Annotated in this window: 19 protein-coding genes and 3 pseudogenes; 5 read left to right on the top strand and 17 right to left on the bottom strand. The window is 37.3% G+C overall.

Annotated elements, in window-relative coordinates:
- Positions 1–22: 22 nt before the first annotated feature.
- The 11 genes and pseudogenes from BK820_RS08030 to BK820_RS15095 all read right to left on the bottom strand — a co-directional run.
- Positions 23–1,852: pseudogene (locus BK820_RS08030) on the bottom strand (DNA methyltransferase); the annotation flags it as partial.
- Positions 1,853–2,390: 538 nt separating this feature from the next.
- The gene (locus tag BK820_RS08025) at positions 2,391–4,346 is read right to left on the bottom strand and encodes an alkyl/aryl-sulfatase (protein ID WP_000693745.1); all 1,956 of its coding nucleotides are present in this window, start codon (positions 4,344–4,346) and stop codon (positions 2,391–2,393) included.
- Positions 4,347–4,427: 81 nt separating this feature from the next.
- Positions 4,428–4,691 (bottom strand): annotated as a pseudogene (locus tag BK820_RS08020) (integrase core domain-containing protein); the annotation flags it as partial.
- A complete protein-coding gene (qatD, locus tag BK820_RS08015; RefSeq protein WP_071320606.1) occupies positions 4,672–5,406 on the bottom strand; it encodes a Qat anti-phage system TatD family nuclease QatD in 735 nt (244 codons plus the stop codon). The pseudogene BK820_RS08020 and the gene qatD, both read right to left, overlap by 20 nt.
- Positions 5,406–6,731: a Qat anti-phage system QueC-like protein QatC gene (gene qatC, locus BK820_RS08010; RefSeq protein ID WP_071320605.1), complete on the bottom strand. Its 1,326-nt coding sequence runs from the start codon at positions 6,729–6,731 to the stop codon at positions 5,406–5,408. Before qatC ends, qatD begins: the two co-directional genes overlap by 1 nt.
- Entirely contained in the window at positions 6,724–7,488 is a 765-nt protein-coding gene (locus BK820_RS08005) for a Qat anti-phage system associated protein QatB (RefSeq protein WP_071320604.1), read from the bottom strand. Before BK820_RS08005 ends, qatC begins: the two co-directional genes overlap by 8 nt.
- Positions 7,489–7,517: 29 nt before the next feature.
- Positions 7,518–9,311 carry a KAP family P-loop NTPase fold protein gene (locus BK820_RS08000; protein ID WP_071320603.1) on the bottom strand — a complete coding sequence of 598 codons (1,794 nt, stop codon included), beginning with the start codon at positions 9,309–9,311 and terminating at the stop codon, positions 7,518–7,520.
- Between the two features lie 302 nt (positions 9,312–9,613).
- Positions 9,614–10,555, bottom strand: coding sequence for a recombination directionality factor (locus tag BK820_RS07995; protein WP_071320602.1), 942 nt, complete (start codon positions 10,553–10,555; stop codon positions 9,614–9,616).
- A 184-nt stretch (positions 10,556–10,739) separates the two neighbouring features.
- Positions 10,740–11,780, bottom strand: a complete 1,041-nt coding sequence (locus BK820_RS07990; RefSeq protein WP_071320601.1) for a YqaJ viral recombinase family nuclease — start codon at positions 11,778–11,780, stop codon at positions 10,740–10,742.
- A 154-nt stretch (positions 11,781–11,934) separates the two neighbouring features.
- Positions 11,935–12,978: a DUF932 domain-containing protein gene (locus BK820_RS07985; protein ID WP_071320600.1), complete on the bottom strand. Its 1,044-nt coding sequence runs from the start codon at positions 12,976–12,978 to the stop codon at positions 11,935–11,937.
- 45 nt (positions 12,979–13,023) lie between these two features.
- Positions 13,024–13,311, bottom strand: a complete 288-nt coding sequence (locus BK820_RS15095) for a hypothetical protein (protein ID WP_005129696.1) — start codon at positions 13,309–13,311, stop codon at positions 13,024–13,026.
- 201 nt (positions 13,312–13,512) lie between these two features.
- On the opposite strand from BK820_RS15095, the gene BK820_RS07975 reads away from it, so the two are divergent.
- Complete coding sequence (locus tag BK820_RS07975; protein WP_020752780.1) at positions 13,513–13,836, top strand: hypothetical protein; 324 nt, start codon at positions 13,513–13,515, stop codon at positions 13,834–13,836.
- Between the two features lie 183 nt (positions 13,837–14,019).
- On the opposite strand, the gene BK820_RS07970 is transcribed toward BK820_RS07975, so the two are convergent.
- Positions 14,020–14,961 carry a YagK/YfjJ domain-containing protein gene (locus BK820_RS07970; protein ID WP_020752779.1) on the bottom strand — a complete coding sequence of 314 codons (942 nt, stop codon included), beginning with the start codon at positions 14,959–14,961 and terminating at the stop codon, positions 14,020–14,022.
- A gap of 402 nt (positions 14,962–15,363) precedes the next feature.
- Here BK820_RS07970 and BK820_RS07965 point away from each other — a divergent pair, with 402 nt between their 5' ends.
- Together BK820_RS07965 and BK820_RS07960 are read left to right on the top strand one after the other, a co-directional pair.
- Positions 15,364–16,410: a YagK/YfjJ domain-containing protein gene (locus tag BK820_RS07965; RefSeq protein WP_071320608.1), complete on the top strand. Its 1,047-nt coding sequence runs from the start codon at positions 15,364–15,366 to the stop codon at positions 16,408–16,410.
- Between the two features lie 198 nt (positions 16,411–16,608).
- Positions 16,609–17,517 carry a hypothetical protein gene (locus BK820_RS07960; RefSeq protein WP_038346659.1) on the top strand — a complete coding sequence of 303 codons (909 nt, stop codon included), beginning with the start codon at positions 16,609–16,611 and terminating at the stop codon, positions 17,515–17,517.
- Positions 17,518–17,574: 57 nt separating this feature from the next.
- On the opposite strand, the gene BK820_RS07955 is transcribed toward BK820_RS07960, so the two are convergent.
- Positions 17,575–18,465 carry a hypothetical protein gene (locus tag BK820_RS07955; protein ID WP_020752776.1) on the bottom strand — a complete coding sequence of 297 codons (891 nt, stop codon included), beginning with the start codon at positions 18,463–18,465 and terminating at the stop codon, positions 17,575–17,577.
- A gap of 214 nt (positions 18,466–18,679) precedes the next feature.
- Here BK820_RS07955 and BK820_RS07950 point away from each other — a divergent pair, with 214 nt between their 5' ends.
- A complete protein-coding gene (locus BK820_RS07950; protein WP_071320598.1) occupies positions 18,680–18,901 on the top strand; it encodes a hypothetical protein in 222 nt (73 codons plus the stop codon).
- Here the strand turns inward: BK820_RS07950 and BK820_RS07945 are convergent.
- Both BK820_RS07945 and BK820_RS15850 read right to left on the bottom strand, forming a co-directional pair.
- Positions 18,894–20,093, bottom strand: coding sequence for a tyrosine-type recombinase/integrase (locus BK820_RS07945; RefSeq protein ID WP_004890115.1), 1,200 nt, complete (start codon positions 20,091–20,093; stop codon positions 18,894–18,896). The genes BK820_RS07950 and BK820_RS07945 overlap by 8 nt on opposite strands.
- Positions 20,094–20,312: 219 nt before the next feature.
- Positions 20,313–20,384 (bottom strand): annotated as a pseudogene (locus BK820_RS15850) (hypothetical protein); the annotation flags it as partial.
- A gap of 304 nt (positions 20,385–20,688) precedes the next feature.
- Between BK820_RS15850 and BK820_RS07940 the strand changes: the two are divergent.
- Positions 20,689–21,153, top strand: coding sequence for a PaaI family thioesterase (locus BK820_RS07940; RefSeq protein WP_004813176.1), 465 nt, complete (start codon positions 20,689–20,691; stop codon positions 21,151–21,153).
- A 38-nt stretch (positions 21,154–21,191) separates the two neighbouring features.
- Here the strand turns inward: BK820_RS07940 and BK820_RS07935 are convergent, their stop codons facing one another.
- Together BK820_RS07935 and BK820_RS07930 are read right to left on the bottom strand one after the other, a co-directional pair.
- On the bottom strand, positions 21,192–23,252 hold the full coding sequence (locus BK820_RS07935) for a bifunctional diguanylate cyclase/phosphodiesterase (protein WP_004813178.1): 2,061 nt from the start codon (positions 23,250–23,252) through the stop codon (positions 21,192–21,194).
- A gap of 450 nt (positions 23,253–23,702) precedes the next feature.
- The gene (locus BK820_RS07930) at positions 23,703–25,892 is read right to left on the bottom strand and encodes a carboxy terminal-processing peptidase (protein WP_004813179.1); all 2,190 of its coding nucleotides are present in this window, start codon (positions 25,890–25,892) and stop codon (positions 23,703–23,705) included.
- Between the last annotated feature and the right edge of the window lie 141 nt (positions 25,893–26,033).

Raw genomic sequence — 26,033 nt, 5'->3', positions numbered from 1 at the left:
AAAAGTGTCAACACACCCTAATTAAATAAGGATTTATATGATCAACAGTTTCAATAACTTCATCTGAAATTAAATATTTATTTTTTATATTTTCTGATGAAGCCATGCCAATGATAGCTACTGTAACCCCAGCATTACTTCTTGCATTGTTCGACCACTTAAATGAAGTATAGGCAAAAGATATTTCTATACTATTTTGTAAAAGCTTAGGCCATAAAACAGATACTTGTTCACCTTGAGTTATTGAATTCGTAGTAACAAACGCTAGTTTCGCCTTAGAGGCAGAGATCATCTCTACACCTTTTTTAAACCAGCAACTAATATAATCAAGATTGTTACTACCTTTTAATGATCCAAAAAGTGATTTAACATCATTTTTTTGTGCTGTAGTTTGAAGACGAGCACCTAAGTATGGTGGATTACCTAGGATATAAATTTCACCATCATCACCACAGACATTGATCCAATTTTTAGCTAAAGAGTTTCCTTGAATAATTTGACCAGCTTGTTTTAAAGGCAAGGAAGGAAGGAATGCCCCAAACTCATCTTTAAACATTATATTCATCTGATGTTCAGCTAACCATAATGACAAAATCGCTATTTCATGCGCAAAATCATCAATTTCTATCCCATAAAATTGAGAAACCTGAATTACTGAAAATGGTTTTGAAGGTTGACCTGTTTTTTCTAGTTCTAATTCTTGAATACGTTTTAAAAGCTCCATTTCAAATTTACGAAGCTCTTTATACGCAATAATAAGGAAGTTACCTGAACCGCAGGCAGGGTCAAAAATTTTAAGTTGACCTAAACGTTGCTGTAATTTTAATAGCTTATTAATGCTGTCTTGGTTTTTCTCTAATTCTTCATAGAGATTATTTAAGAATAAAGGCTCAATTACCTTCATAATATTGGGAACAGAAGTGTAATGTTGTCCCATCGTGCTACGCTGTTCAGTATGAACAACCGCTTGGAACATAGAACCAAAAATATCAGGGTTGATATCGGACCAATCTAATTCCGCACCACACTCAATCAAAATCCTACGTGATTTACCTGTGAATTTTGGAACTTGAATATCATCTTTAAACAAACCACCGTTTACATAAGGAAAATCTGCTAAGTATTCAGGTAAATCTTTTTCACGATCTTCAGGTGACTGGTTTAAGACTTTAAATAATCGACCAATTAAAGATGATAAATCTGATCCATCTTCATTGCTCTTTGATATTGCCGAAGTAAACTGCTTGTCTTTAAAAATCTCTGTATCTTCAGCGAAATAACAAAATAGCAGTCGAGATAGGAATATATTAAGTTGATGTAAGTTATTTTTATTATGTAAGTCATCTTCATCGAAATTATCTGCTTTAATTTCGTCAAAAAGCTTTGCTAATTTTTCAGCAGCCTTAACATCCGCAGGGTTTTCGCCTTGATATACGGCTTTCTCCATCCCAGCCCATGGTAAGAAGAAATCAAATTTTTTAGCTAAATCACCAAAAGGAACATCCAATGTATCTTGTGTTTTAGTATCTATGGCTAATAGATTTTTAAAATCTGTCACGATCAAGAAGCGAATCTTATTACTTTCAGTTCGCTTTTCATTCTTCATTTGGTCAATCAGACCATGTAAATCATCTTGTTTCGCAATTTTGAAATATATTTGACGCTTCCAAAAAACAGAATTTTCTTTATCTTCCGCTAAATTACGCTCGCCATTACGAACACGTCCAATAGACTGACTGCGATGCCCATAAGCTAAAAGTAATTCGTAGATAAAATCTTTGTGGGCCAACTTACCCTGAGAAATCAAGTGAATAAGTTGTTTTATATTTTCTTCAATTTGGATAATATTCATGTAGGCACAGAACCATTCAATAGCTGTCTAATATTTTATATAAATAAAAAAATATATAAATAACAAAATTTTATCCTCACGACATATTTTGTCGTCATTTATACTTACCCGATAGATAACTTCTGTTAGTTTTATTTAATATTTCAAAAATAAGGTTTTTGCTAATTTATGTGTAATACCTCATATTTATCAAAACACAACTAACCAAGACTTTAATTCACTGCACTTAAAAGCCTGGCCTTTTAACCACAAAAATATTGAAGTTATTATTTAGAAGCAATTAATAGAAAAATAAACAAATCTTTTTTAAACAAGCTACTAATAAAAATATCTCCATCGAAAATAAAGTATAAAAATTCAAAAACCATTTAATAAAGTATCAATAGAGTTAAAATACATATAGCTTACTTTTAATTTTAAAGAGGAATACAAGAAATAATTTCTTGTATTCCTGTTATAAGATTGGGAGAACCAAGTTGATAATTTCACCCATTTCTTTGGATCTATTAATTTAAGTTTCGACTTTACTTATTTGAGCTTAGCCATTTGGTCGAGTCACAATCGGGAAAATTGAATCTGGACGTTTAAACATTGCAAAGAATTTTCCAATTTTCAGTGGATTACCTTTGACTTTACTGTCTTTAGAAAGCAGGACTTTTACCCCTTCTATTTGACCTGTAATCATTTTTAGATATAAGGGCTTGGTTAAGGTTAATGTAGGGCAATCCAATGCCAAATCTTTACTTTCATCATAACGCTTAAACTGCATGACTGAGTTTTCAACCCATAATGAAAAATGCTCTTTGGTATCCGACAAAACCAGATTGATACACTGGTTTTCATTTTTTAAATTTTCCACATCTAAATTTGTCGCCATAGCTTCAAGAAATCTTTCAGTTGGTGTATGAATCAATAAATCACTCGGATCAGAAGTATTTTGTAGGGGTACATTATTTTGTAGCTCTTGAGCGCCCACCAAAAAGAAATTACGCCAAGTTGAAGCCTCAGCAGCATAGCCCAATTGACGATAAGTATTCGCCAATAAGTCTTTTGCTTGTTGGTTTTGAGGGTTATTCAACACAATATGTTTTAAAATCTCGGCAGCCCATCTATAGTCAGCTTGAGCGTAGGCATCCCGCGCATTTTTCAATGCATTGTTCTCCCCACCTGCTAACTCAATATATTTTTTTGCAACAGCTTTAGGGGGTAATGGATCTAAATTGGAAGGATGGGCATCGAACCATCCCATATAATATTGGTATACTGCTTTTACATTATGTTTTAGGGTTCCATAATAGCCATGAGCATATAGTTTTTGATCAAGTGCCGCTGGAAGCTTAATTTTTTCGGCAATTTCAGCGCCATTAAAACCAGAGTTCATATATCTCACCGTCTGATCATGCGTGAACTTATAAACATCTCGCTGGGTTTTAATAAAATCTTGAATATTGTCATTGCCCCAGACAGGCCAATGATGCTGTGCAATCAATACATCGGATGCTTTGGCATGCTGCATTGCTTGGTCTAGATAGCCCACCCATTTTAAGGCATCACGGACTTTAGCACCCCGAAGGGTATAAAGATTATGCATGGTATGAGATAGAATTTCTGCGCCGTTATAAAGTTTCAATGATGGGATAGAGAACGTTAATTCTGCTGGTGCTTCTGAACCCGGCACGTTATAAAACACAAAATCCAAGCCATCAACCGTCATTTTCTGTTCTGGTTGAGTGATCAGTTGTGTAGGCTCAAGGATGCCCATTTTTCCCACAGCAACAGCCTTACCTAAACCTGTATCCACCAATCCTTCCGCATTTTTAGGTAGAAAAGTTCCATACATATAAGTCGCACGACGTATCATGGCTGAACCTGCCATCACATTTTCACTGGTCGCTTCTTCCATAAAGCCTTTTGGCGCAATAATTGGAGTTTTTCTAGCGTTAATTTCTTCGCTAGAAAGAACGCCTAATGCACCACCAAAATGATCGATATGGCTATGGGTAAAGATAATGGCTGAAATTTTTTGCTCACCTAAATGCTGTCTAGCAAATTTAAGTGCTGCTTCAGCCGTTTCTTTAGAGGTTAATGTATCCACAATAATCCAGCCAGTATCACCCTGAATGATGGTCATATTTGCCAAATCAAAACCACGAATTTGCCAAACTCGATCTGTTACTTTAAATAGCCCAACATTGTTGTTTAATTTTGCTTGTCGCCATAGAGTGGGATTAACGGTATTTGGTGCTTGATCTTGTAAAAAACTAAATGCATCAAAATCCCAGATAACATTGCCTTTCTCACTTTTAATTTGACCTGTTGGCTTGGCAATAAAGCCCTTTTGAGCCTGATTAAACTCAGTCATATCCTCTAAGTTATACTTCGCCTTATATGTATTATTTGATTCAATGACCGCTTTTTCTACTACAGTATTTGCTGCAAAAACAGAAAATGGCAGAATAAGCATCAATGAAACTGTTAAAAACTTAATTTTCATCTTCTTTCCTTTTTTTAAATAGAGGTGGTCCCACATGTTTGAACAACTAAAAGCTTATTTATAAGTGATACTCTGCTCTAGTTAAGCTACCTTATTTTGTTGTGGTAGCTGGTCATAGTAAAACTCATCTGGAGTCATTTTGTCCAGACTCGAATGAGGTCGTTTCAAATTATAAAATTCAAAATATGCGTTTAATTGCTTCTTCGCATCCAAAACATTGCTGTAGGCTTTGAGATACACCTCTTCATATTTAACGCTCCGCCATAATCGTTCAACCATCACATTATCAACCCATCGACCTTTACCATCCATGCTGATTTGGATGTCATTTGATTTCAATACTTCTTAAGTTTTCAAAAATTTGATTCTGAACATTTTCCTTGGGTTCTCCCCAAATATCACTTAACTTATTAATAACAGGCATGACCGATGCTGGCTGTAGCGGCTTATTCCCATTCATAACAAAAGGTCCATCTGTTTCAGTTAATATTCTATCTTTTGGTATATGACTTACAAGCAACCGACCTCTATCACTAGACAACATCCTTTGGTTAACTGAAAACCAGCATCCTTGAGCGATGGCTTTTTTTAAACCATCCTGTTTCCCTGTATACCAATGTAAAATTGGTATACCATTATTAAAATAAGTATCTAATCCATCTAAAGTCGCTTCCACAGCATTAAGACTATGTATAGTTAATATTTTAGGTGAAGAACTATTAGCTGTTTTCAAAATATGTTGGAAAACTTTACTTTGTATATTTTGATGAGCTTTCAGTGCTGATGAGCCGTCCAGACCAATCTCACCTATATACTTTGTTTCATTGATTAGTAAATCAAAAAAATCTAACTCGTCATAACGCTCATGTGCTATTTGAGGATGAAGACCAAGGGCTGTCTGAATTCGTTTATGATTTTCAGCAAGCTTCTTTGTACCAAACCAAGCTTTTGGCGTAGTTGTTACAGACAAAATATAATTTGACTCTCCACAAGCTGAGACCACAGCTTGTGGATTTTCGTATAAGTCCAAATGACAATGAAAATCGATCAACGGAAACATTAAATGTTTACACCTAAATTCTCTTTTTTTAGATACTGCTCTACTTCCGCAAACCCTCTTAAAACAGTATCAATGATTTGCTGACGTTCCTTAGGCTCTATTGGCAAAAATCCAGATTTTGCTACCCACAAATTTGTGTTTCCAGTATTTTTAATTTTGCTGATCGCCATAACCATAGACATTAGGTCATCCCTCTGCTTATCTCGTTTAATCACATCACTTAAAACAGAGTATTGATAATCAGTTAAATCTTTAAATTGGGATGCATTAAATGAGGCACGCCTAATCAAACACGGTAAGCACTTACCACATTGCACTCCTGACCTCTTCCATTTCCCACAGGATACTGTATCAGTAGCAACCTTTTTCAATAACTTTTGATCTTTACATTCGAGCATCATTTCTCCTTTGGTCTTGAACTGATAAGGATTTAATAACTCTACTGGTAAATCTATACTTGAAAATAGTTCATTTAATTTTTTTAGAAAGTATGGATGTGTTGTTCGCGTACTTAATGAACCTATTCGCCTAGGAGTAAGTGGAGGGTTAATAGAAATGAGGCCATTCTCGGGAATGTAAAGCGGTATTATCTTATTTGAATGATGGTTTTTACTCAAAGCAGTAGCGATTAAAGCTCCAAAGGCAATAAAGTTAAAACTGCGCGTTCTCATTTGAACATCTGCTGGAATTTCTTTAACTTTCCGAGGATTTGCTACAACTTGAAATCTAGCATTACTAAGTCGAAGCTTGTGGTACACACCATCTTGCTTTTGTCTATCTTTTGGGTAAGCATGACTGACTAAAACTGATTTTTTTCCTTGAAACTGCAAATCTATCGCACCAATTGTACTATCCAAACCTCCTGAAAATAAGCAAACAGAATCATGCTTATTTATGAAAATTTTTCGTGCTTTCATACCTTTCATCATTTCAGGGATTTGAAAGTCACTTTGTCTAAATTCAAAATCCCACAAGTCTCCACTTAAAAAATGCAATGTTTCCTTTAAGAGCGGCTTTTGTTTATCCCAAAGAGTTGGATTTAACATTGGAAGGTTTATCTTTAATTGGCGACACCATGCATCTTCTGCTCGACTATCTCTCTCTACAAAAGTATCAGCAGCCGTTACTGCTAATGAAAGCATCATTAAATCAAAAGCTGTTTCATGCGCTTCCTCTTGAAGTCTTCTAAATTCAATTAGTGCTGCTCCACCAATACTATTGTATTTACCAGAAATAGCAGACTTCCCAAACATCAAAACAGGTAATAATCGATCTGATAAAGGTGGTAATTTTGCACTATCGGTCTCAAAATAAAGCTCAATCATTTAAATAGTCCTCCCATTCACCCCAAATATCTTCTAATGCTTTTATTTGTATATTTTCAATATCTTTTCTTGTTAATGAATTCGCACCATTCTTTAATTGCTTACTCATATGCTTATCCACTGAAGAATTTATTAAGGAACGTAGATCCTGCTCAAGACTAGCAACATTCTCAGGCGTATCAGCTTTATCAAAAGCAGCTCTTGAATCTAAGACTATTTGTTGAAATAAATACTGCTCTGTGTAATTCAGCATTAAATCAATAATCATATCACTAGAAATTTGAGTGAAATCAAACTCATCTATCCCATCTAAACATTCAGCTAAAGATTGATTCAAACTTGCCCTGATTCGCTCAGAGTCTCCATCAATAACTAAAAGATTTTCTATAATTTGATCAATGACAATGTCAATAGGCTTACCATTTAGATCTGATATTTTCAGGTTTAAATAGTCATTTCCAGCTTGAATATTCTGGAATAAATCAAATAAACCTCCACCAGTTGCAATAAGTTTTTGGTAGCGTTTAGGACCTACCTTTTTTCCACCTGTTGCATTCTTAGCATAATGACCAATTGCTTTTCTTAAGTTTGTACCACTTGGACCAGACGGTTTATTCGCAGCTTTCCCTAAATACCCCCTAAATTCACCTAGAGTATTATCTATTCCACATGAAATTGCTCCTCCCCCCTCATTTGCCCAAGATGGCACTAATGGAGTCTTTCCATTTGGCCCCTTACTTGAAGTAGATGTTCCCATAATCCCTTCCTTTTTTTATAACTTATAAATTAGCTGTTAAACCAAACTTCATCTTTAATAAGACTTTTAAACCAAGGTTTAAGTTTTGGCATGACCTCTGAAATAAAGGCTTTGAACTGTGACCTAGTTTCTTCTAATTCTTGTGCTAGTAAAAAAGCACCAGCAAAACCTGAAGGTATGTCACTCCAATTTGAATGTTGTCTTAATTCCTCTAAAATTAAACGCATTACATCTTTTTCCTCACCTTGAGGAATTGTTCCAATTGCTTTAATTGCAGATGGCGAAGATACCTTGGATGTTCTTATTAATAGCCTATACGCACTATCTGCAATTTCAGATAAACCTCTAGAAACTATGCGAAGTGGGACAGTTTCTTTACTTAAATAAACAAGTGGTCTTAAATCTCTATCTGAAATAGACGGTTCCAAATTCACCCAATCAAAAAGGAAGACTTTGTGTTCTTTCCAATCTTTTGGTAATTTTTCTTCAAAAGCTTCGAGATCATTTTTAACAGCCTCAAGCTGTCTAAATAGTTCTGGCTTTCCATCGGCAGTAGCATTAATTTCATTGTAGAGAATAGATATCGCAGTTGATTTACAGCATCTTTCAAACAATGCCATTTTTGCTATAAGTTTCAAATCCACAGGCATCTGTCGGGCGCTTGCTATCATATTTCGCATACTTATTACATTTAGCATACGCTTTACAATTCTTGGATTACCTTCAACGCTTTTGGAGGTTGCCAATAATGGTGCTATTCGATCGGCTACAGTAAAATCATTTAAAAGATTGAATGTACTTGGACCATCCGAATCTAAGAGTAGCAAAGCTTTCTCCACGCTAATCGGATCTTCTTTCCAAGAAAGCCTCAAATTCTTTTCTAAACCAGTTCTTAATGCTTCTATTTTAACCTGTTGCTTTCCATAGGTTTCATGAATTGATGCGTAAAGTAAAAATAAATATGCTCTAACTTCACGAGTACTAATTTTTGGAACTTTAACTGGAAATTGAATTAACTTATCCAAATAGTCTGTAATATGTTTTTCATCTATACCATTGAAGTGTTCTTTAACAGCATGTCTTACCATATCTTCATCAGCTGCTATCACAAAAGCGGTATTGGGCATAAATAAAAATAAGCGTAATGATTCCAATGTTTGTATAGTCTGCTTTGGTAAACATCTATCTAGGTTGTCTACGAAGATGACTATTTTCTTGTTAAATCCCACAAGCAAATCTGCAAATTCTGTTTTTAAAGCAGCTATTTCTTTCGGTGCAGATGTCATTTCTTCATTCAAAAGTTCTTTTAAACTACTCTGACCATCTTTTATTATTTTACTTATTGCCTCACCATCTTCTGAATCAGCTTTCCCTTTAATCCCATCACCAAGAGCTTCAACTGCTTTGTATGCAGCACCAAAAGTTGGCACTCCTGCCATCCAAGAAGCACCTTCTGCGGCCATTGCTAACAAACGTAATTTATTTACTCGTTTAGTTATTGTCTTCGTTTTATCTAAAAGGGTCTTATTGTCCTCTACAAGTTTGGCTATCTCTAAAGCAACAACTTCAATTAATGCGGCTCTCGCATCATCAAACCCTTGATAAAGCCATGCATCAAACTTTATAAGAATATAATCTTTTTCATTTTCTGATTGTAGCTTTTGTTCAATCAAATTTAAGATTGTTGATTTTCCTGTCCCCCAAGAGCCAAATACTCCTATTGAAATCGGTAACATTGTAGGATTACTTAATACATTGACTACAATTTCAGAGGCTTCAGAATAATTTAAAAAATCCTTTTTTGATTCGATATCTGACCACATAATATTTGTTTCGCACTTTTTCTACTTGACTTCCAATCTATCAATAAATATTTAAAATTCAATAAATAAAAAGTCTACGTACAATTTCATACCATATAAAAATGCTAATACAAATACCCTATGCCCTCAAAAACCTAAATCCCATAAGTTAATTTATATAGTTAACGTAGTAATCATTTTTTAGACAATAGCAACCATTGATGTGCACAAAAAAATAAGGGAGCTTGTACTCCCTACTATAAAGAAATTCCTCAACATAGATGTATTGAAATCACTAGCTGATCAATCAACACTTAAGCTATTTAATTCACCGCCCTTACACTCCCCTGCAATCCTTTCTGTATATCCTGCACAAATCCTTCCCCTTGATTCGGTTTAGGCTTTGCCTTGGTTCGAGCTGTAGTTTCAGACTTTACTTGTTCAATATTAGTTTCTTGATTTTCATCACTATAAAACTCCTCCACAAAATCCAAACCTTCTTCTGCATTGACTTCAAACTGTGCATTGGCAAAACCCTGCCTTGCAGTCTGATCTAACGCCGTTTGATTAAAACCTGCTTGTTTACTTTGCTGGTCAATCTCTTGCGCTATTTGAATCGCCTGTTGCAGATTAATTCCATCCCTCAGCGTTAAATCCACGTAATACACAGGAGTACGATAACTTTGTGTGGTGGACTTACCTCGAAGGGTCAGTTGTAACGGCAAACAAGATAGCAAGCCATTCGAAGCTGCATAGTAATAACTTAGTCGTGCTGCCAAAGTCCGAATGCTGTTAAAACCAGTGGTTCTAAAAATAAATGTACCGAGTTCATCCGATTCATCTAAGTTCACATGCAAACGCCCATAAGGCTTACAGTTGCCTCCTTGAGCTAAAGAACATAAATCAGGGGATGGGCAGGAATGTTGTTCTACGCCTTGGTTGGTGAGTCGCTGACAGGTTTCACCATTGCCTACACAGACAGGCCGTCCTGTTTGACGGTCAAACAAGGTGTACTCAGCCCTTAGATTCAGCTCAGGATCATTGAAGATCATCCTTACTGGAATGGTACGGAGTTTTTGATTCGGTGCTTTACTGCGTAATTGCTCATCAAGCGGATGTTTGATCCACCCCTCTTTGCTTTGGATTTGACTGGTAATGGTAAATTGGTCGTCCTTTTCAGGCAGTCGTTTACCGTTCTTTTCAACAACTTTACCAATACTGATACGTCCAAGGATCGCTGGTGTGATTGCTAAACCTTTAATCATGATAATTTTCCTCTAAATAAAATTTTACTGTTGACCCTTTGTTATGTAAGCAAATACAAAACCGTTTAAAGATCAGATGAAATGCAAAGACCGCCATTGTTGGCCTACCGCTCCTTCGGGAGTCGGTAGGTCGGGGGTGGTTTTTTGCGCTTTTTTGAAGAATGGAAATATCGACGTGATGAATTCAGTCATTGGTATAGATCTGAAAGCGTCGTGTTCCTGCTTTGTTTTGCGGAAACTGCTCAAGCATTTCTGGGTGAAGTTTGAGTAAGGCTTTGCTGTCTAAACTGATTGAATCTTTGGATTTCTTCCACGTCACCGAACCATTCGCAAAGGTTGCTCGTTCAGCATCCTTCATCAACATCTGGATTTGATGCTTAATTTCATCAAAGTTATTTTGATGCTGCTCAATGTGATGCTTTTCTTGAATCAGTTGAGCAAACACTTGATTGGCTTGTTCGTTAAGACTCAAGTCTTCAACAGTCAACGGAATATGTTGTGGATAGAGCTGCTGTATGGCTTTGGCTGCGGACTCACTGGCATCTGCATCAGGTGGTATATCTTTTTCCACACAATCCCAGAAGTAACGTTCCGCATTGATGATATGTTTGATCACGGATTCGGAGCGCGTCACTTTGAAGATTTTGGTTTCATGACCACAAATCAGCACACAAACATGTGCTGCTCGTTTGCCTGTCACTGCCAATTGATGTTGTACCTGACACAAGACATATAAAGGCACACCCTCTCGCCAAAGTTTTGCGCCGTACTCTCCTGCTGTTTTGCATTCCAGAATTTGAACTTCATCACTACCCACAACGGAGTAATCCAGATTGGCAAGCATAAAATGCTTATCAGGATCTGGATGCTGAAGCACTGCATTGATTCTGCGTACCTTGTTATTGGTATGCATGCTGTAGTACTCAGCCACCAATGGCTCTAGTTGCTTACCCCAATAGAGTGGAGCGATACCTGAACTTTCATCTTCAATCGATTGTTTGACTCGTCCTGTCTTGATCATCCAAAGTTCGAGCATCGACATATAGGGATTCAATCCACAGGCTGCTGCACAATCACTGCTGCCAATGCCTTGTCGTCTGACTTCAAGCCAGTCAGATTGAGTCATGTTTTTGGTATTGACCAAGCGTTTGGCTGTGAATAATTTTGGGGCATTAAAGGGTTTACTTGCTTGTTGAATGGATGGGTTTAATATTGCTGTATTCATAGCTTGCTTCCTCATTTTATATGGATGGTGGCAAATAAAGGGCATAAAAAAACCACACCCGAAGATGTGGTTTAATTTTTTGAAATGTAAATTTATATTTAAAATATAAATAGATAGGTCTAACTTTCCATTGCAAGAAACTCAAATTTCTACGCTATGACACCATACGTAAAGCCTGTTCGAGTCCACGTTGCTTGATCGCTGCTCCTGCACCAAACCAAGCTGAATCGAGTCGATGATCTGTACTCATGGCACGTCGTTCATGATCAATAAATTCTGTAATTGAACACAGTAATCCATAGGCTGTTCCTTTAGCAGAACTCAACTCTGCACCACGTCCCTGACCATTAAACATGTCCATTGCTTTTGTCATCGCCTTGGCATTAGGTTCAGCTTTTTCCTTGGTATCTGCATGTGCCGCCTGAGTCGCAACCTCACGGTAGAACTGAATAATATTGTCCTCCTGATCTGCCACACTCATGCTAGTGTTGTTGAACACTGCATCAAAGAAAGCTGCTGCTTCTCCTTGGGTGACTCTACGCTGACTGAGCTGCTTCATTTCGTACATGTGTTCATCCCATGCACGAACTGAAATACCCAATTGTTGTTTGACTTTATCTGCATCAAACTTGGTGCTATGCGGAACTTTCACTACACCTGCACTACTGTTCTGACCACGTAAAGCAATCGCCAAGGTGTTGTTGCAGACAACACGAATGGAGGTGAATTGTGCTGTTGTCGCAAGCGTACCGTCACATGCAGTTGCAAGAAGAATATAGCCATTACTGACATCCTTGCCTTTAAGTGCAGTAGATTGACCTGTACGTGCCAGCGCCCAGAATTTCTTGCCACCTTTAAGCACGCCTGCGGTTTCCAATTCAAAGCCTGATTGTTCAGTTAGATCACGATAGAACTCTAAGATCTCACGAGGTTGTACTTCCTGAAAACGTTGACTGACCACTGACAAAGGTGCATGGGTATCAGAACGGTACAGTACACGCTGTTCTTCATACGGCATGATGATGCTTTGCCCACGTTCATTCTGTGCCATATAACTGACATTGGATGACTCGATACACCAGTCCATGCCTGCCTGCTGTGCCCAGACCTCAATCGGTTGGTTTTGACTTAGTTGATTCCCTAGCCCATGCCAAGGGGTTTCACCGACATAAGCCATTTGTTCAAGTTGATGTGCCATAGTTTTATTCCTTTTTAAAATCATATTGAAAAATTGGATCTGTTCTTAATTCAGATATTGAATGGGGAACTTTTGGTAACAGTTATGGCAGAAGCACAAACTTTGCTGCGGAGGTGTGCTTTGTTCTGTAAAAGAATTAAACAAACCACCGAGTACAGTTCCTGCAATTCCTCCAACGATGGGAGGCAAATTCAAAGACTTCGCAACGGTTGTACCTAAGGCCCCTAAAGCTGCGGGTGATGCAAGATTTGATAATGTTGAATTTGCTTGTTGCGCATTCGCTTCAACAATCATGATGTCGGTTGAATGACAAAAGGGACAATTCAAGCTCATGACTTGACTCCTAAATTTTGGGCATAAAAAAGCCTGCACGATGGCAGGCTTAATATTCATTTTTCATGTGTACTCTAAAGAGCTTCATGATTCTCATTAGGATGTTATGTATCTGAAATAATTTGGAATATGATTCAATTTAATGATTGATTTGTTATATAAAATCAGTACGATAAAAAAATACAAAATGGTTCTAAAATTATGACACACATTCGAATTGCAGATTTTTGTGCAAAGTATGGCTATACGAAGCATCAAATCCAACATGCAACACGTACAGGAAAATTAGATAAAGTTGCCAAAGGTATTGTGGACGAGCAACATGCGATTCAAGCAATGTCTTACACAAAACCGTTAAAGCCCCCAAAGCAAACAAAGGTCAAAACTGATACTATCACTCAGCCAGATCAATTTGTATCATCAAATCCAACCTCAGAAAAACCTAATTTTTTATCTCAGGAATGGGTAAAATCTATGCTTGCACCTGCAAGTAAAGGTGGAAAAGTTTTACCTCCAGAAGAATAACGTCCATCAACATAGCTGTGAAGGGATGTTGCTACATCCCTCCTTCCACCCTTAGCATTCAGCTAAATACCCAATTTATTTTATATTTATGCCATCCCTTGACACTCTCAATACATCACTGAGTTGCTTTAATTCCAACTAATTCTGGCAATTGATAATCATCAAAATTCTTAGAATAATGACTCATTTTATAATATTTCTACGCCTATCCACATCATACTGACTGATCCCAAATGTCCTCATGTTAGGAGATGTCTTAGCACGTAAACGTTGATCTACTTTGTTAGGATTCACCAAATACATACCTGCTCGAAATGCATTCTCCAGTTGTTGTGGTTGATTTCTATGAATCATTCCTATACCAAGTAAACCATTGACCTCAAACTTTTCTTTATTCTCTTTTCGGTTACAGTTGTAATAGCACCCTTGGTTATTGGTAATGGATTGTTGCCAGTACTTGCCAACTTCCTCTCCTAACCATTCATCTCTCCAATGCAGGTTAGCATCATAAATAAGCAATAAATGGCAGTGGTAGCCTTTCTTTGCACCTTGCTCGAATGCCCAAACACACCCTTGTAAACCATGAAAGCAAGTATCTTTATTTGACATTCTATTTCGTAGTATTTCCAAAGCCCTATGAAAGTCTTTAACACCCCAATTCTCTTGATGTTCTTGAAGGATCCCTACATCTACTCGTACAAAAAGCAACCTAGCATAATGATTGAGTATTTTGTTCAAGTAACCTTCTAATTCAATTTGATTTTTTCGTTCTTGATATTTAAATTTATGAATATCTTGAACAGCACTTTTCATTTCATGCTGAATCATGCCTTGTATATAAAATATATGATTTAGTTCAAACCGTAGAATGTCTGCATAAATATGAAAATCTAGTCTTTCCATGATGTAATCCACAAGGTTAATCACCCTTTTAAAAACCTGTATGATTTTGGAATAGCAAAGATCAAATCTATAAATCTGCTTAAACAGTACTACCGCTTCTAATAATTCTCGTTTGAACTCATCATGATCATCAATGAATTGCTCATGACAGGTACTGATTAAAAAATCTTCGATTGAAATAAGAATGGAGGCTTCATTGGCTAATGGAATATTTTGGTACATTTAGGTTCTCACTGAAACATAAGGTTCATATGTAAGTGAGGAATATATTTTTTTACTGATCTTGATTCTAAAGCAGGATTTTGTAGTCATCCTGCTTAGCTGAATATGCTCATAGACTTTTGTAACATACTATAGGGTTAGTTCTGAATATTTTAATACTGTGTTATTGATACATAGTCTATAGCCCATTTGAGTATAGGCTATACTGTGCTAAGTGTCTCACTCAACTAGATAAGATATTGTTTATGTTTGATATATTACTTATAGTTAATAATATAAGATACCTGTTAAGCATTCTGAGCTGTTACTTCGATAAGATCATTCATCTACATAACGCTTATCGCCGATGTATCGGATCTTGCTTAGGCTAAAGTTACGCCACTTTTTTATTTTAGAGCTATGATGAATAACCTTAATCCATCCTCTACCAATCAAGATGAAGATTTAACAACAAGCATAGGATCTCAAAAAACTTATGAGCTTAAAGTATTTGATGAAAATGAGGCATATCGCCAACTTGAAATCATTCAGCTCATTTTACATATAAGAAAATCTGAAAAAAAATCTATCTACTTACCACATCAAAAAAAGCAAAATATTTATTTGATTGCTGATAAAAATATACATGACTCTCTTCGAAGAATTGATCCCTATTACTTTGAAGATAGTACATGTACCAGTCCTGAAGTGGACTTATTTCGCAAGGTATTAAAAGAAAATATAATGCTTCATCATTTAACAGTTAGTCAGAGTGATTTTTGGCTTAGAAGTCATAATGATGCTATCGCCCTAGCACCCAATCAATTTATGTTAAAAGCTGAAATTTTAAATGACTTTTACCATCAGCTTGCCTGTGCTATTGCAAGCGATACAATCTATCAAAAAACACTTCTGTCACGCCAAGAAAAAAGTCTCAATCAGAACAAGAAAGCTAAAAGGCTTGCTAAAAAACTATTAAGTACATTCAGAAGGTTACTTATAATTAAAATGGATTTCTCCATACATACTGATCATACAGTCACGCTTGAATTATTAAAAACCTACCTCCGAATGTTCATCAAAAAACTTCATACACCAAATGATAAAGTCCCCCCCATAATCGGTTTTATTTGGAAATTAGAATACTCAGCATTAAAAAGATATCACTATCATTTTCTATTTTTCATGGATGCGAATACTTTTACAGAAGATAAAAACTTTGCCTATAAACTTGGTGAATTATGGCAAAAAATAACCTTAAAAAAAGGAATCTATCAAAGCTTCAATCATGAAGAGCAAGTACGTAAAAATCTTGCTATTGGTATACTCACTCATGATGATCAAGAAAAAATTGACTCTTTAAATAAGATGATTGATCACATAACCAAAACAGAGCAGTTCATTCTTGAAAGGAGCCAAATTAATCAACGAACATTTGGCTACAGCACTCGCAAGTATGCAACAAGGTAAATCAGATACTTTATTATGCTTTAGCTAGATTTATTGCAGAAGAGTAATTCAAAATACTTTAGAATCGACTTCCATCTGGATAGGAACACTATCAGCTTGATTAATTGAATATCTATGAGCACACCAACAAACCAAATAAATTTGATACATACCCACGGTCAAAAAAATTTCTGTGTTAATAAACATAATCTTTCGATTATGCAAGAGATATCATCAATCATCACAAATCCAAGTTATAGTGCATTCAAATTAAAATCCAGTAAGAAGGGTAAATACTATGTCAGTAACTCCCCTCAAACCGATCACGTATTTGAACTTTTACAAAATTTTTCCGGCATAAGTCCAATGCTACTCGAACATAAATTTTTCAAACTTAGTCAAAGTGTAAAAGCATTACACAAAGCTTATTCAAAATTAGGATATGAATTAGATAGGCCAATCAATCATTTATATTTACATAATGAACAATATATCAATTATATTTTGCCTATAGTAAATTCTTTCGTGAATGAATTAAAAAGAGATTCAACGACTCGAATAGCAATGGCTGACAGACTCCAACGCTTAGAACTTATTAATGTATTAAAAAAAGAAAATGCACGAGTAATGAAAAAGCTCTTCAAAACCCAGCAACGATTTAACCTTAATATTTTTACATATGTATTCGATATGAATAAATGTGATTCACGTGATAAATCATTTATTGAGCAAGGGCTTACACAACAAATTTCAGTAATGATTGATAAATTTCATGATAAGTATCAATCTGAAATTTTAGATTTGTTTTTTCGCGTTCAACGTGATTTATCAAATAATTATGTACTAACTGTATATAGTGCTACAGAACGTGAATGTAAACCGCTTTCGATGAAAGATTTCATCCCTCTTAGAAATGAAAAGTATCTTATCATTGCACCAAATACAAATATTATATTAACCCCTCATGAAGTTGATTATCCAATGGATATTCAAGGTGTTGAGGGCACAAATGAAAAGACATGGAAAGCAATCTTCGGAGAAATACTTTTTAAATACAACTATTTTTATTACGAAACTGAATATGTATCACCCAAATTTATTTACAGAAAATGTGCCTCCAACCACTGAATTATATAAAGCTTAATTGACCATTATTTGAATCTGCATATTATATAAAAAATATATTTAATCTTTATTAAATAAAATTTCCTTTAATATTTCAGGCTGATTTCTTAACTCATGGATGATTGTTTCAGCAATGTATCCACCACTGTAAGGCATCTTATACCCAAACTTTTCCATCTCTTTAGAAGGATATTTTGCTTTCAGTATCTGATTAAGATTATTAAGTTCGAGCTGTAATTTTTCTATTTTTTTCGCAATTGATGCTGGCTTTCTTCGCACGCCTTCAGACTGAGCTTTAGCGTACAACTGCTTACTCTCCTGTTCTAATTCACTGAGCATTTTTTGCTTAAGCACAAGTTCAGACTGAAGCCACTCAATATCGTAAACCTCAAAAGCTTTGACCAGATCATCAAGCACAAAATGAACAGCTTGATTTAGATTCTTCCATTTACCACGACGCGCCACCTGCTCTCTTAAAGTGCGATATAAAATTTCCCGTCTTGGATATAAATGCTTGTCGTAACGAGCTTTGACTGCAATGATTGCCTTTGCACTTTTGGCAAGTGTACGGTTCTGAATAAACTCCACCCCACCAAGAATTTGCACATAAGCAATTAAAATATCTGAATATTGCCTTTGGAAAATTTTGGCAGGCAAGTTATTCACCTCAAGTCTTAATGTATTTATCTGCATTAAAAGCTGTGCAATCTGGAATGGCTTGAAAGGGATTGAAACCACATCTCCCATCATTTCTAAATGAAAAGCTGACTGCTCACTCAATGGAAAATCATTCTGCTGCATTCTTTTTATGATTTTTTCTTTTTGATCAATATATGATTGATTCTCCGTTTCTATTAATTCATTATCCAATTCACACTGATAGTAGTAACCAAAGTTTAACCATATATCCTGCTCAAGCTGCTCTAACCTTGATAATTTTTTATCAATCATAATTTATTAAAATACAGATAATTGCATAGCATAATACTACTATATTTCTAGATATGCGTACTGCTCTATTTTAAACATTTTCTAAATTTTATAGTTACCCCATCAATGAACTGATCTAATAGTTTTAACATTATAGGTTGATTTCCAGCCAATATTTAAGGTTAAAAAATTAGTTCTTTTATCTAATTGCGATAATCACAAAAGGATCAAAGATATGGGCTACTTAACATCTAAAGAAATTCGCCACAAACTCAAAAATTGCTCTGCATCTACTTTATGGCGTTACCAACAACGTAATCAAAAAATGTTCGAGCAACCAATGCCTCAACCTATTAAGAAATGCGCTGGCTCTACTAGCCTTTGGGATGAAGAAACGTTTAACGAATGGTTAATCAAATATTTCAATAACAACCAAATGAGTAATCTGTCTAGCTAGACAGATTACTTAACTTTTTCCACCATTTTTTATAAGCCTTCGACATCTCTTTTTGATAATCATAATAGTCATATGTCCCCTGTTCCCCAGGCATCACATGACCAACCATCAGTTCCGCAACATCCCTACTTGTAAACGCACTGAAATTTGTCCTTGCTGTACGCCGTAAATCATGCATAGACCAATGATCCATTTCAATTTTATAATTCTTCCTTGCAAATTGCATGAAGTTATAAGGGGTATCTGTTGGCCCACTACGCCCCATTGGCTCTTTGCCATTTTCATGTGGGAAAATGTATTCAGAATTACTCAAATCCATTGCAGACTGAAGCCACGGTTTGATCTCATCAATAATAGGTCGAACAATGTCCCCTTTACTTTCTCCTGTCTTATGATTTTCATACGGTACTGTCCATGTATTTTTACTAAAATCAAAATCTGATTTCCGTGCAAGCCTCAACTCACTATATCGATTACCATAAAACAAACATAACTTGAGAAATAAAACATTCCTTAATGATGTTCTAGACTCATCACAAATTTTAAAAATTAAAGACAACTCATCATCTTGTAATACTCGAACAGTTTTATTTTTCTTAATATTCAAGTCACGCTTTCCAGTGATATGTCTTATGGGATTTTGCTCAATTAATTTTCGATTAATCCCCCAATCCAAACACTGCTTTGTATTCGTAAGAATGCGATCAGTTATCGATGGCGACTGTTTAAATTGCTCTTCTAGTAAATCTAACCACATATGTAATGTGATTTGCTCAGCAGGTATGCTACCTAACTTTGGAAAAACATAAAGTTCAAATGATCTTAAATATTGATCTGCATTCTTTTTATTAGGAATACTATATTTCGCATGCCACTCACGAAATAACGCTTCAAAAGTTATAGCCTCTGTGATCTTGTGAAGCTCTACTTTTTTATGAATACGCGGGTCATGTCCCTTTTCTAAAATTGCTTTCATTTTCTGCAATTCAATACGAGCCTCTTTAAGGCTCATATTTGGATAGGTTCCCAAGTCTAAACGAGCTTGCTTATCGTTATATCGAAAACGCATCTGAAAAGTGAGTTTTCCTTTTTGCGATACACGAACGCTCAATCCATCTTGATCAGACTCTGTATGTATAGCTGAACGTTCACGATCTAGATTCTTCTTAAGCCACGTATCTGTTAAAGGCATTTTACTCCACCTGTGTACATATTTTTTTCAAATAGAAAATTCTAGAAAATGTGTACACACATATGTACACAAACATACTGACTAGACTTGAAATCTATTGAATGGGGTTGAAAGATATACCAGATAAAGAATATCAATATTTTTATATTTTTACAGCACTTACAATGCTTTTATTATTATATTTGAAATAGGTTGAATGGGCTTGAATAGATATCAAATATTTGGGTGGGAAATAATCGCGAAAGTACGTCGCTGAGCGACCTGCGCCGCTAACTCTTGTTTAAAACTCATGGAAAATACCTACTGCAGATCCGCAGTGCAAAAGATCAAGCACGATCAATATGAAAAATTGGCGATATTGTAGCAGAATTTCTAAATGCAGTACTCATTCCTCAATGCCCACCCTCTCCTGCACTTCTTCTTTATAGAATGGACAGTTTTTAGAAGAACACCGTCTTCAGGTTGAAATTTCAGGAGAAATATCGACTTTTATCTCATGGTGAAACCTATTTAAAATAGATTTATATTTTAAGAGATCATTTAGTTTCTAGAAATTTATTGAAGCACCTGATCACATTTAAATAAGGATAAAAAAATGACAAGGATTGCCTTTCAGGATCTCTATGCTGAACCCTACACCCACTGTTACGGCTGTGGACGTGACAATCCACATGGTCATCAACTGAAAAGTTACTGGGACGTTCCTTTTGTACAGACTATTGCACATATTTTCCCCGCCTCTCATTATACCGGCGGTGTACCCGATCATCTGTATGGTGGCTTGATTGCATCTCTTCTAGACTGTCATGGGACCGCCTCTGCGGCAGCATTTAAAAGCCATACAGCTGGCATCGCCTTTGACGGTAGTGAAGCCTTAATTCGATGTGTTACTGGTAGTCTGAATATGCAGTTTATTCGACCGGTACCTGTGAATACTGAATTGATGTTGACGGGTCGATTACTGAAAATTGAAGGTCGAAAAATCCAGATTGCACTTTCTCTGTCTGCCGATCAGATTGAATGTGCAAAGGCTGAAATGCTCGCTATTCAAATTAAGTAGCTTCTGAGTTCAGAGGCTGATTGATAAAATTAAACAGATTAAGAAACGATAGCGGCTTCGGGTAAATCTTTCACACTAACTGGTCTACTGAATAGGAATCCTTGTAACTGCTGGCAACCCAAACGGGTCAGGATGTCTGCCTGTAACTGAGTTTCTACCCCTTCAGCAGTAACCTGCAAACCCAGCTTAATTGCAAGATGGATAATACTTTCCAGGATCATCTCTTCCTTGGAACCTGCGGTCAGGTCTGCAATAAATTCTTTATCGATTTTCAGCTCATTCACTGGCAGGTTCTTCAGATACAGGAAACTGGAATGCCCTGTACCAAAGTCATCAATTGCCAGCTGAATCCCCATATCACGCAAGCGTTCCAGGGTACGCACACTGCTATCAATATGATGCATGGCTGTAGATTCAGTAATCTCAATCATCAAGTGATTCGGATTAATCTGGTAACGTGCTAACAGTTCTTCCAGATTTTTAAACAGGTTCTTGTGTTCAAACTGCACGGCAGACAAATTAACGGCAATCGGGAAGAAATTCGTTCCTTCCGTTTCCCATTGATGAATCTGTTTACAGGCCTGCTCCAGTGCCCAATACCCCATCTGAATAATCAGGCCGGTTTTTTCCGCCCCCCGGATAAACATTACTGGTGATAACAAGCCCAGTGCCGGGTGCCGCCAGCGGATTAAGGCTTCAACCCCACAAATCTGCAAATCTTCGGTACGATATTTAGGCTGGTAATACAGCTCAAACTGGTGTTCTTCAACCGCTTTATACAGGTCATTAATCAGCTTGCTCTGACTTCTGGATTCCTTTTCATCATTACTGAAATTGAACAATGAATAGGTATTACGCCCCTGATTTTTGGAAGTCAGCATGGCTGAATCGGCATTAATCAGAAGATCCTGAACATTTTGACCATGTTCCGGATACATTGAAATACCAATACTCCCTGAAACATTAATCACCTTGCCAGCAATCGTAAAGCTTTCCTGAATCATGCTTAAAATCTTTTCAGCGACTTCAGCGGCCTGTTGCGGTTCTGCATTTTCCAGAATCAACAAGAATTCATCACCCCCAATTCGCAGTAATCTCGAGTGCTCATTGAGTAAACTATGAATCCGGTTAGCCAGCTGGATCAGGAGCTGGTCCCCCACATGATGCCCAAAGACATCATTTACTGCTTTGAAGCGGTCAAGATCAATATACAGAAAGGCAAACTGTGCATTACGGTAATGATGATCATTAAACAGAAAGTGAGAATACTCTGCCAGATAGAAACGATTGGGTAACTTGGTTAGATTATCCTGCACAGCCAGATTGGCCAGCTCTTTATTGGCCTCAGCCAGCTGACGATTGCGATGCTCAAGACGCTGTTCCAGCATGGCTACACAGAAACCGGCAACAAGAACCAGACAGGTAATGAAAACTACAGTAATCAGTAATTCGCGCTCAAGCGTGGACATTTCGGCCAAGCCTTCACCCACTATGGAATGAAAACTGGTCGCTGCCATCCCGGTATAGTGCATCCCGACAATGGAGAAAGTTAGCATCAATGCCACACCGGCTTTCAGCCAGAAGCTACGGCGAGCAATACTGCGATTCTTAAACAGCATCCAGAAGCCTAAACCAGCCCCGCTAATCGCAATGAGTACCGAACAGATCACCAGTACCGGATCATAGCGGATCACATAACCCTGCACCACCATACTTATCATGCCGGTGTAGTGCATGCCGGAAATTCCCAGCCCCATTAATACCGCGCCGAGTACCAGACGGGGAAAAGGCAGGGTTTGTCGTGTCGTCAGCCAGATGGCAAAGGTCGAGGCGATAAAAGCAATAATGTAAGAGGTAACAGTCAGTCCGGAATCAAAATAGGTATTGTCTGGCAAATGACTGGCGGTCATGCCGACAAAGTGCATACACCAGATAGAGAATCCTAAAATCGCACCACTTGTAACCAAAATCAGCTTTTCATATTTGGGAGGAGCTTTATCAAATAACAGCTGTTCAATTGAAATGGCAAGAAAACAAACTACCAAAGCTACAATGAGCGAGCCTATAACCAGATTAATGTCATAATGAACATGAATCATATAAGAGTCCTGTAGAAGCTTGCTTTCCCGAACTGCTTAAGCCCACATTGCATCTTTACCTGCCTAACTCGAGGGCACCCAAGAACATTGCTCAACCCATACACCCTTGGTCATATTTGACCCATAAAAAATTTTTAATTTATCGATACTTAAACCGCAATATTTAAAGCACAACAAAAACTATAATTTTACTGACTTAAATCCAAATCTGACAAAAATAAGAAATATGTGACATATATTAAAAGTGTTTCAAGTTTTAGCAAATGGTTAAATTCATTCATTGACTAGAATTTAGCAGATCTAGATCACAACATTATGAATTTCAACAAAACAAATAGCATTTTTAACACTTATCAACTTTTTTCTTGTTTACTATTTTTCAACAAAAAATAGAAAAACAGCCTGCATATGCAGGCTGTAAGTCAAATTAAATCCTTCAATTCTGAATAACTATTTCGCTTTTCCTTGTAAACGGGCATAGTCATGCAAAACATTGGCAGCTTCTACAACAAATACTTCCTCTTCAGGGAGCTGCGGACGATCTTTAGCTTTCATCTTGGCACGTGCTTCAATTAATGCATCCATTGAGGCCTGATAGCTTTCCCAGTTTGGATAAGGTTTCTGACCGGTTGCTGCACGACGTGCATTTTCAGATTCCAAGGTCTTACGTTCAAGTTCCAGCAATTCCGCTTTACGCTGATTCAGATCCAATACTAGACGCTTTTTCTCGTCAGTTTTCTTAGCAATCGCTGTACGTTGCTCAAGATACTTGAATTGTGGATCCAGATTGACACGAACCTGTGAGCTCTTGATCAGATCAGGTACATATTTCTGTACTTCACCTTCACGTTTAAAGGGTGCCGTCGGAATGGTATCCCACTGCAAGGCATTTTTAGCCTTACGCTCACCAAACTCTTCATTGTAAATATCGACCAGTTTGATATCCGGGACCACACCCTTGTTCTGGGTACTGCCACCAGTGATACGATAGAACTTACGTTGTGTCAGTGTAGCCTGTCCATGTGCCAAGGTATCCAACTGTACCTGTGCAGTACCTTTACCTGTCGTGGTGCTACCAATGACAATACCACGTTCATAATCCTGAATTGCAGCAGAGTAGATTTCACTTGCCGATGCAGAAGCGAGGTTGACCATGACCGCCAGTGGACCAGCATAGGTCTGTGCACCGCCATCATCATCTTCAAAGACACTGACATTGCCATTGCCATCACGAATCTGTACCACTGGACCGGACTTGATCACTTGCCCCAGCATACGTGCAACTTCTTCTAATGAACCACCTGGATTATTGCGCAAATCAACAATAATCCCTTCCACATTCTTGGCTGAAAGTTCTTTCAGGGCATTGTTGGTATCTTCAGATACAGAACGATAATCTGTACCTGCACGTCGTGCACGATAGTTCAGGTAAAATGATGGAATTTCAATCACACCATATTGATACTTCTTGCCATCTCGCTGAATCTCGACCACACGGGTACGTACGCCAGCATCTTCTTCCTGGATCACATCACGGGTAATAGTGACATTACGCGCCTGTCCGAGTGTTGCGCCAGCACCCAGCAATTTTAAAGTAACTTTAGTACCACGTTTACCACGAATCAGACCGACAATTTCATTACTCGGCCAACCAATGACATCGACCATTGGTCCGCCATCCTGAGCGACCCCAATAATACGGTCACCGGATTTCACTTGACCTGATTTACTCGCTGGACCACCTTCCACAATAGTTTCAATCTTGGTGTAGTCTTCATTGCCACGTTCTGGGCGAATTGAAACACCCACACCTTCAAGCTGTAAAGTCGTTTGGCGGTTCAGCTCCATCGCATCCACAGGCGGGAAATAATTGCTATGTGGATCATAGGTCAGCATCATGGCATTCAGGGTTTTATCAAGCACATCATCGCTTTTGATGCGACTTAAACGTTCAAGCTGACGGGTATAACGCTTGGTTAAGGTTTGTGCCGGCGTCAAATCCTCTGGACTACTCAGATCCTGACCATTGGCCAGTTCTGGGTTGTCTTTTAATGCTTTCTGTTTGGCCTGCTCTTCTTCTTTACTGATGGTCAGATTAATCAGCTGAGAAACCAGCATTTTTGACCAGTAAGCGCGTTGTTCTTCAGGTGTCTTGAAGAATGGTGCTTTCTCACGGTCAGTCTCAATATAAACATTACTTTGATTCAGGTTTTGAGGCTTTTTCAGTTCATCCAGCATAAAGGTATAGAACTGTTTGAGGCGATCACTATAGTGTGCATGAATCTCAAATGGACCAGCCAGATTGCCTGCTTTCAAGTTGGCACCAAAATTGGCACCATAACGTTTTTTATAGTTATCAATTTCAGGTGCCAGGAACAGGCTATGCTCCGGATCCAGGCTATCAATATAAAAATCAAAAATGCGCTGTGAGGTTTGAGCATCCAGACGCATATTCAAATAGTGCTGACGATCCACTAAAGTAGCCAGCTGTCTAGATACGAGCGCTTGTTCTTGAGATGGTTGAAGGGCTTTGCTTACGACTTCTGATTTTTCAGCAGCAATCGCGTCGCTCACCACATGGGTAAAAAAGAATCCGCCTGTCGCAACTGCAACTGCGCAAGCTACTGTTTGAAGTTTCATAAAAATTCGTACTTCCTTGGCCTTTTGACCAATTTAACCGTGTCGTTTTCCGATCTGAAATAAACGTATCCGCGATCTTAAACAACTTAATAAGTTTATGTTGTGTAGTTTTATCATATTCTGTGCAGTCAAAGTGTAGCA

Origin of the sequence: Acinetobacter sp. LCT-H3 (assembly GCF_001866125.1) — a bacterium.
GTDB classification, from domain to species: Bacteria; Pseudomonadota; Gammaproteobacteria; order Pseudomonadales; family Moraxellaceae; genus Acinetobacter; species Acinetobacter schindleri.
The sequence above is the reverse complement of the archived record's forward strand: the minus strand, read 5'-3'. Positions and strand labels throughout refer to the sequence as shown.

Excerpts from the sequence above, each read along its gene's own strand:
- BK820_RS08025 (WP_000693745.1), bottom strand. The coding sequence starts at position 4,346 with ATGAAAATTAAGTTTTTAACAGTTTCATTGATGCTTATTCTGCCATTT.
- qatD (WP_071320606.1), bottom strand. The coding sequence starts at position 5,406 with ATGTTTCCGTTGATCGATTTTCATTGTCATTTGGACTTATACGAAAAT.
- qatC (WP_071320605.1), bottom strand. The coding sequence starts at position 6,731 with ATGATTGAGCTTTATTTTGAGACCGATAGTGCAAAATTACCACCTTTA.
- BK820_RS08005 (WP_071320604.1), bottom strand. The coding sequence starts at position 7,488 with ATGGGAACATCTACTTCAAGTAAGGGGCCAAATGGAAAGACTCCATTA.
- BK820_RS08000 (WP_071320603.1), bottom strand. The coding sequence starts at position 9,311 with ATGTGGTCAGATATCGAATCAAAAAAGGATTTTTTAAATTATTCTGAA.
- BK820_RS07995 (WP_071320602.1), bottom strand. The coding sequence starts at position 10,555 with ATGATTAAAGGTTTAGCAATCACACCAGCGATCCTTGGACGTATCAGT.
- BK820_RS07990 (WP_071320601.1), bottom strand. The coding sequence starts at position 11,780 with ATGAATACAGCAATATTAAACCCATCCATTCAACAAGCAAGTAAACCC.
- BK820_RS07985 (WP_071320600.1), bottom strand. The coding sequence starts at position 12,978 with ATGGCACATCAACTTGAACAAATGGCTTATGTCGGTGAAACCCCTTGG.
- BK820_RS15095 (WP_005129696.1), bottom strand. The coding sequence starts at position 13,311 with ATGAGCTTGAATTGTCCCTTTTGTCATTCAACCGACATCATGATTGTT.
- BK820_RS07975 (WP_020752780.1), top strand. The coding sequence starts at position 13,513 with ATGACACACATTCGAATTGCAGATTTTTGTGCAAAGTATGGCTATACG.
- BK820_RS07970 (WP_020752779.1), bottom strand. The coding sequence starts at position 14,961 with ATGTACCAAAATATTCCATTAGCCAATGAAGCCTCCATTCTTATTTCA.
- BK820_RS07965 (WP_071320608.1), top strand. The coding sequence starts at position 15,364 with ATGAATAACCTTAATCCATCCTCTACCAATCAAGATGAAGATTTAACA.
- BK820_RS07960 (WP_038346659.1), top strand. The coding sequence starts at position 16,609 with ATGCAAGAGATATCATCAATCATCACAAATCCAAGTTATAGTGCATTC.
- BK820_RS07955 (WP_020752776.1), bottom strand. The coding sequence starts at position 18,465 with ATGATTGATAAAAAATTATCAAGGTTAGAGCAGCTTGAGCAGGATATA.
- BK820_RS07950 (WP_071320598.1), top strand. The coding sequence starts at position 18,680 with ATGGGCTACTTAACATCTAAAGAAATTCGCCACAAACTCAAAAATTGC.
- BK820_RS07945 (WP_004890115.1), bottom strand. The coding sequence starts at position 20,093 with ATGCCTTTAACAGATACGTGGCTTAAGAAGAATCTAGATCGTGAACGT.
- BK820_RS07940 (WP_004813176.1), top strand. The coding sequence starts at position 20,689 with ATGACAAGGATTGCCTTTCAGGATCTCTATGCTGAACCCTACACCCAC.
- BK820_RS07935 (WP_004813178.1), bottom strand. The coding sequence starts at position 23,252 with ATGATTCATGTTCATTATGACATTAATCTGGTTATAGGCTCGCTCATT.
- BK820_RS07930 (WP_004813179.1), bottom strand. The coding sequence starts at position 25,892 with ATGAAACTTCAAACAGTAGCTTGCGCAGTTGCAGTTGCGACAGGCGGA.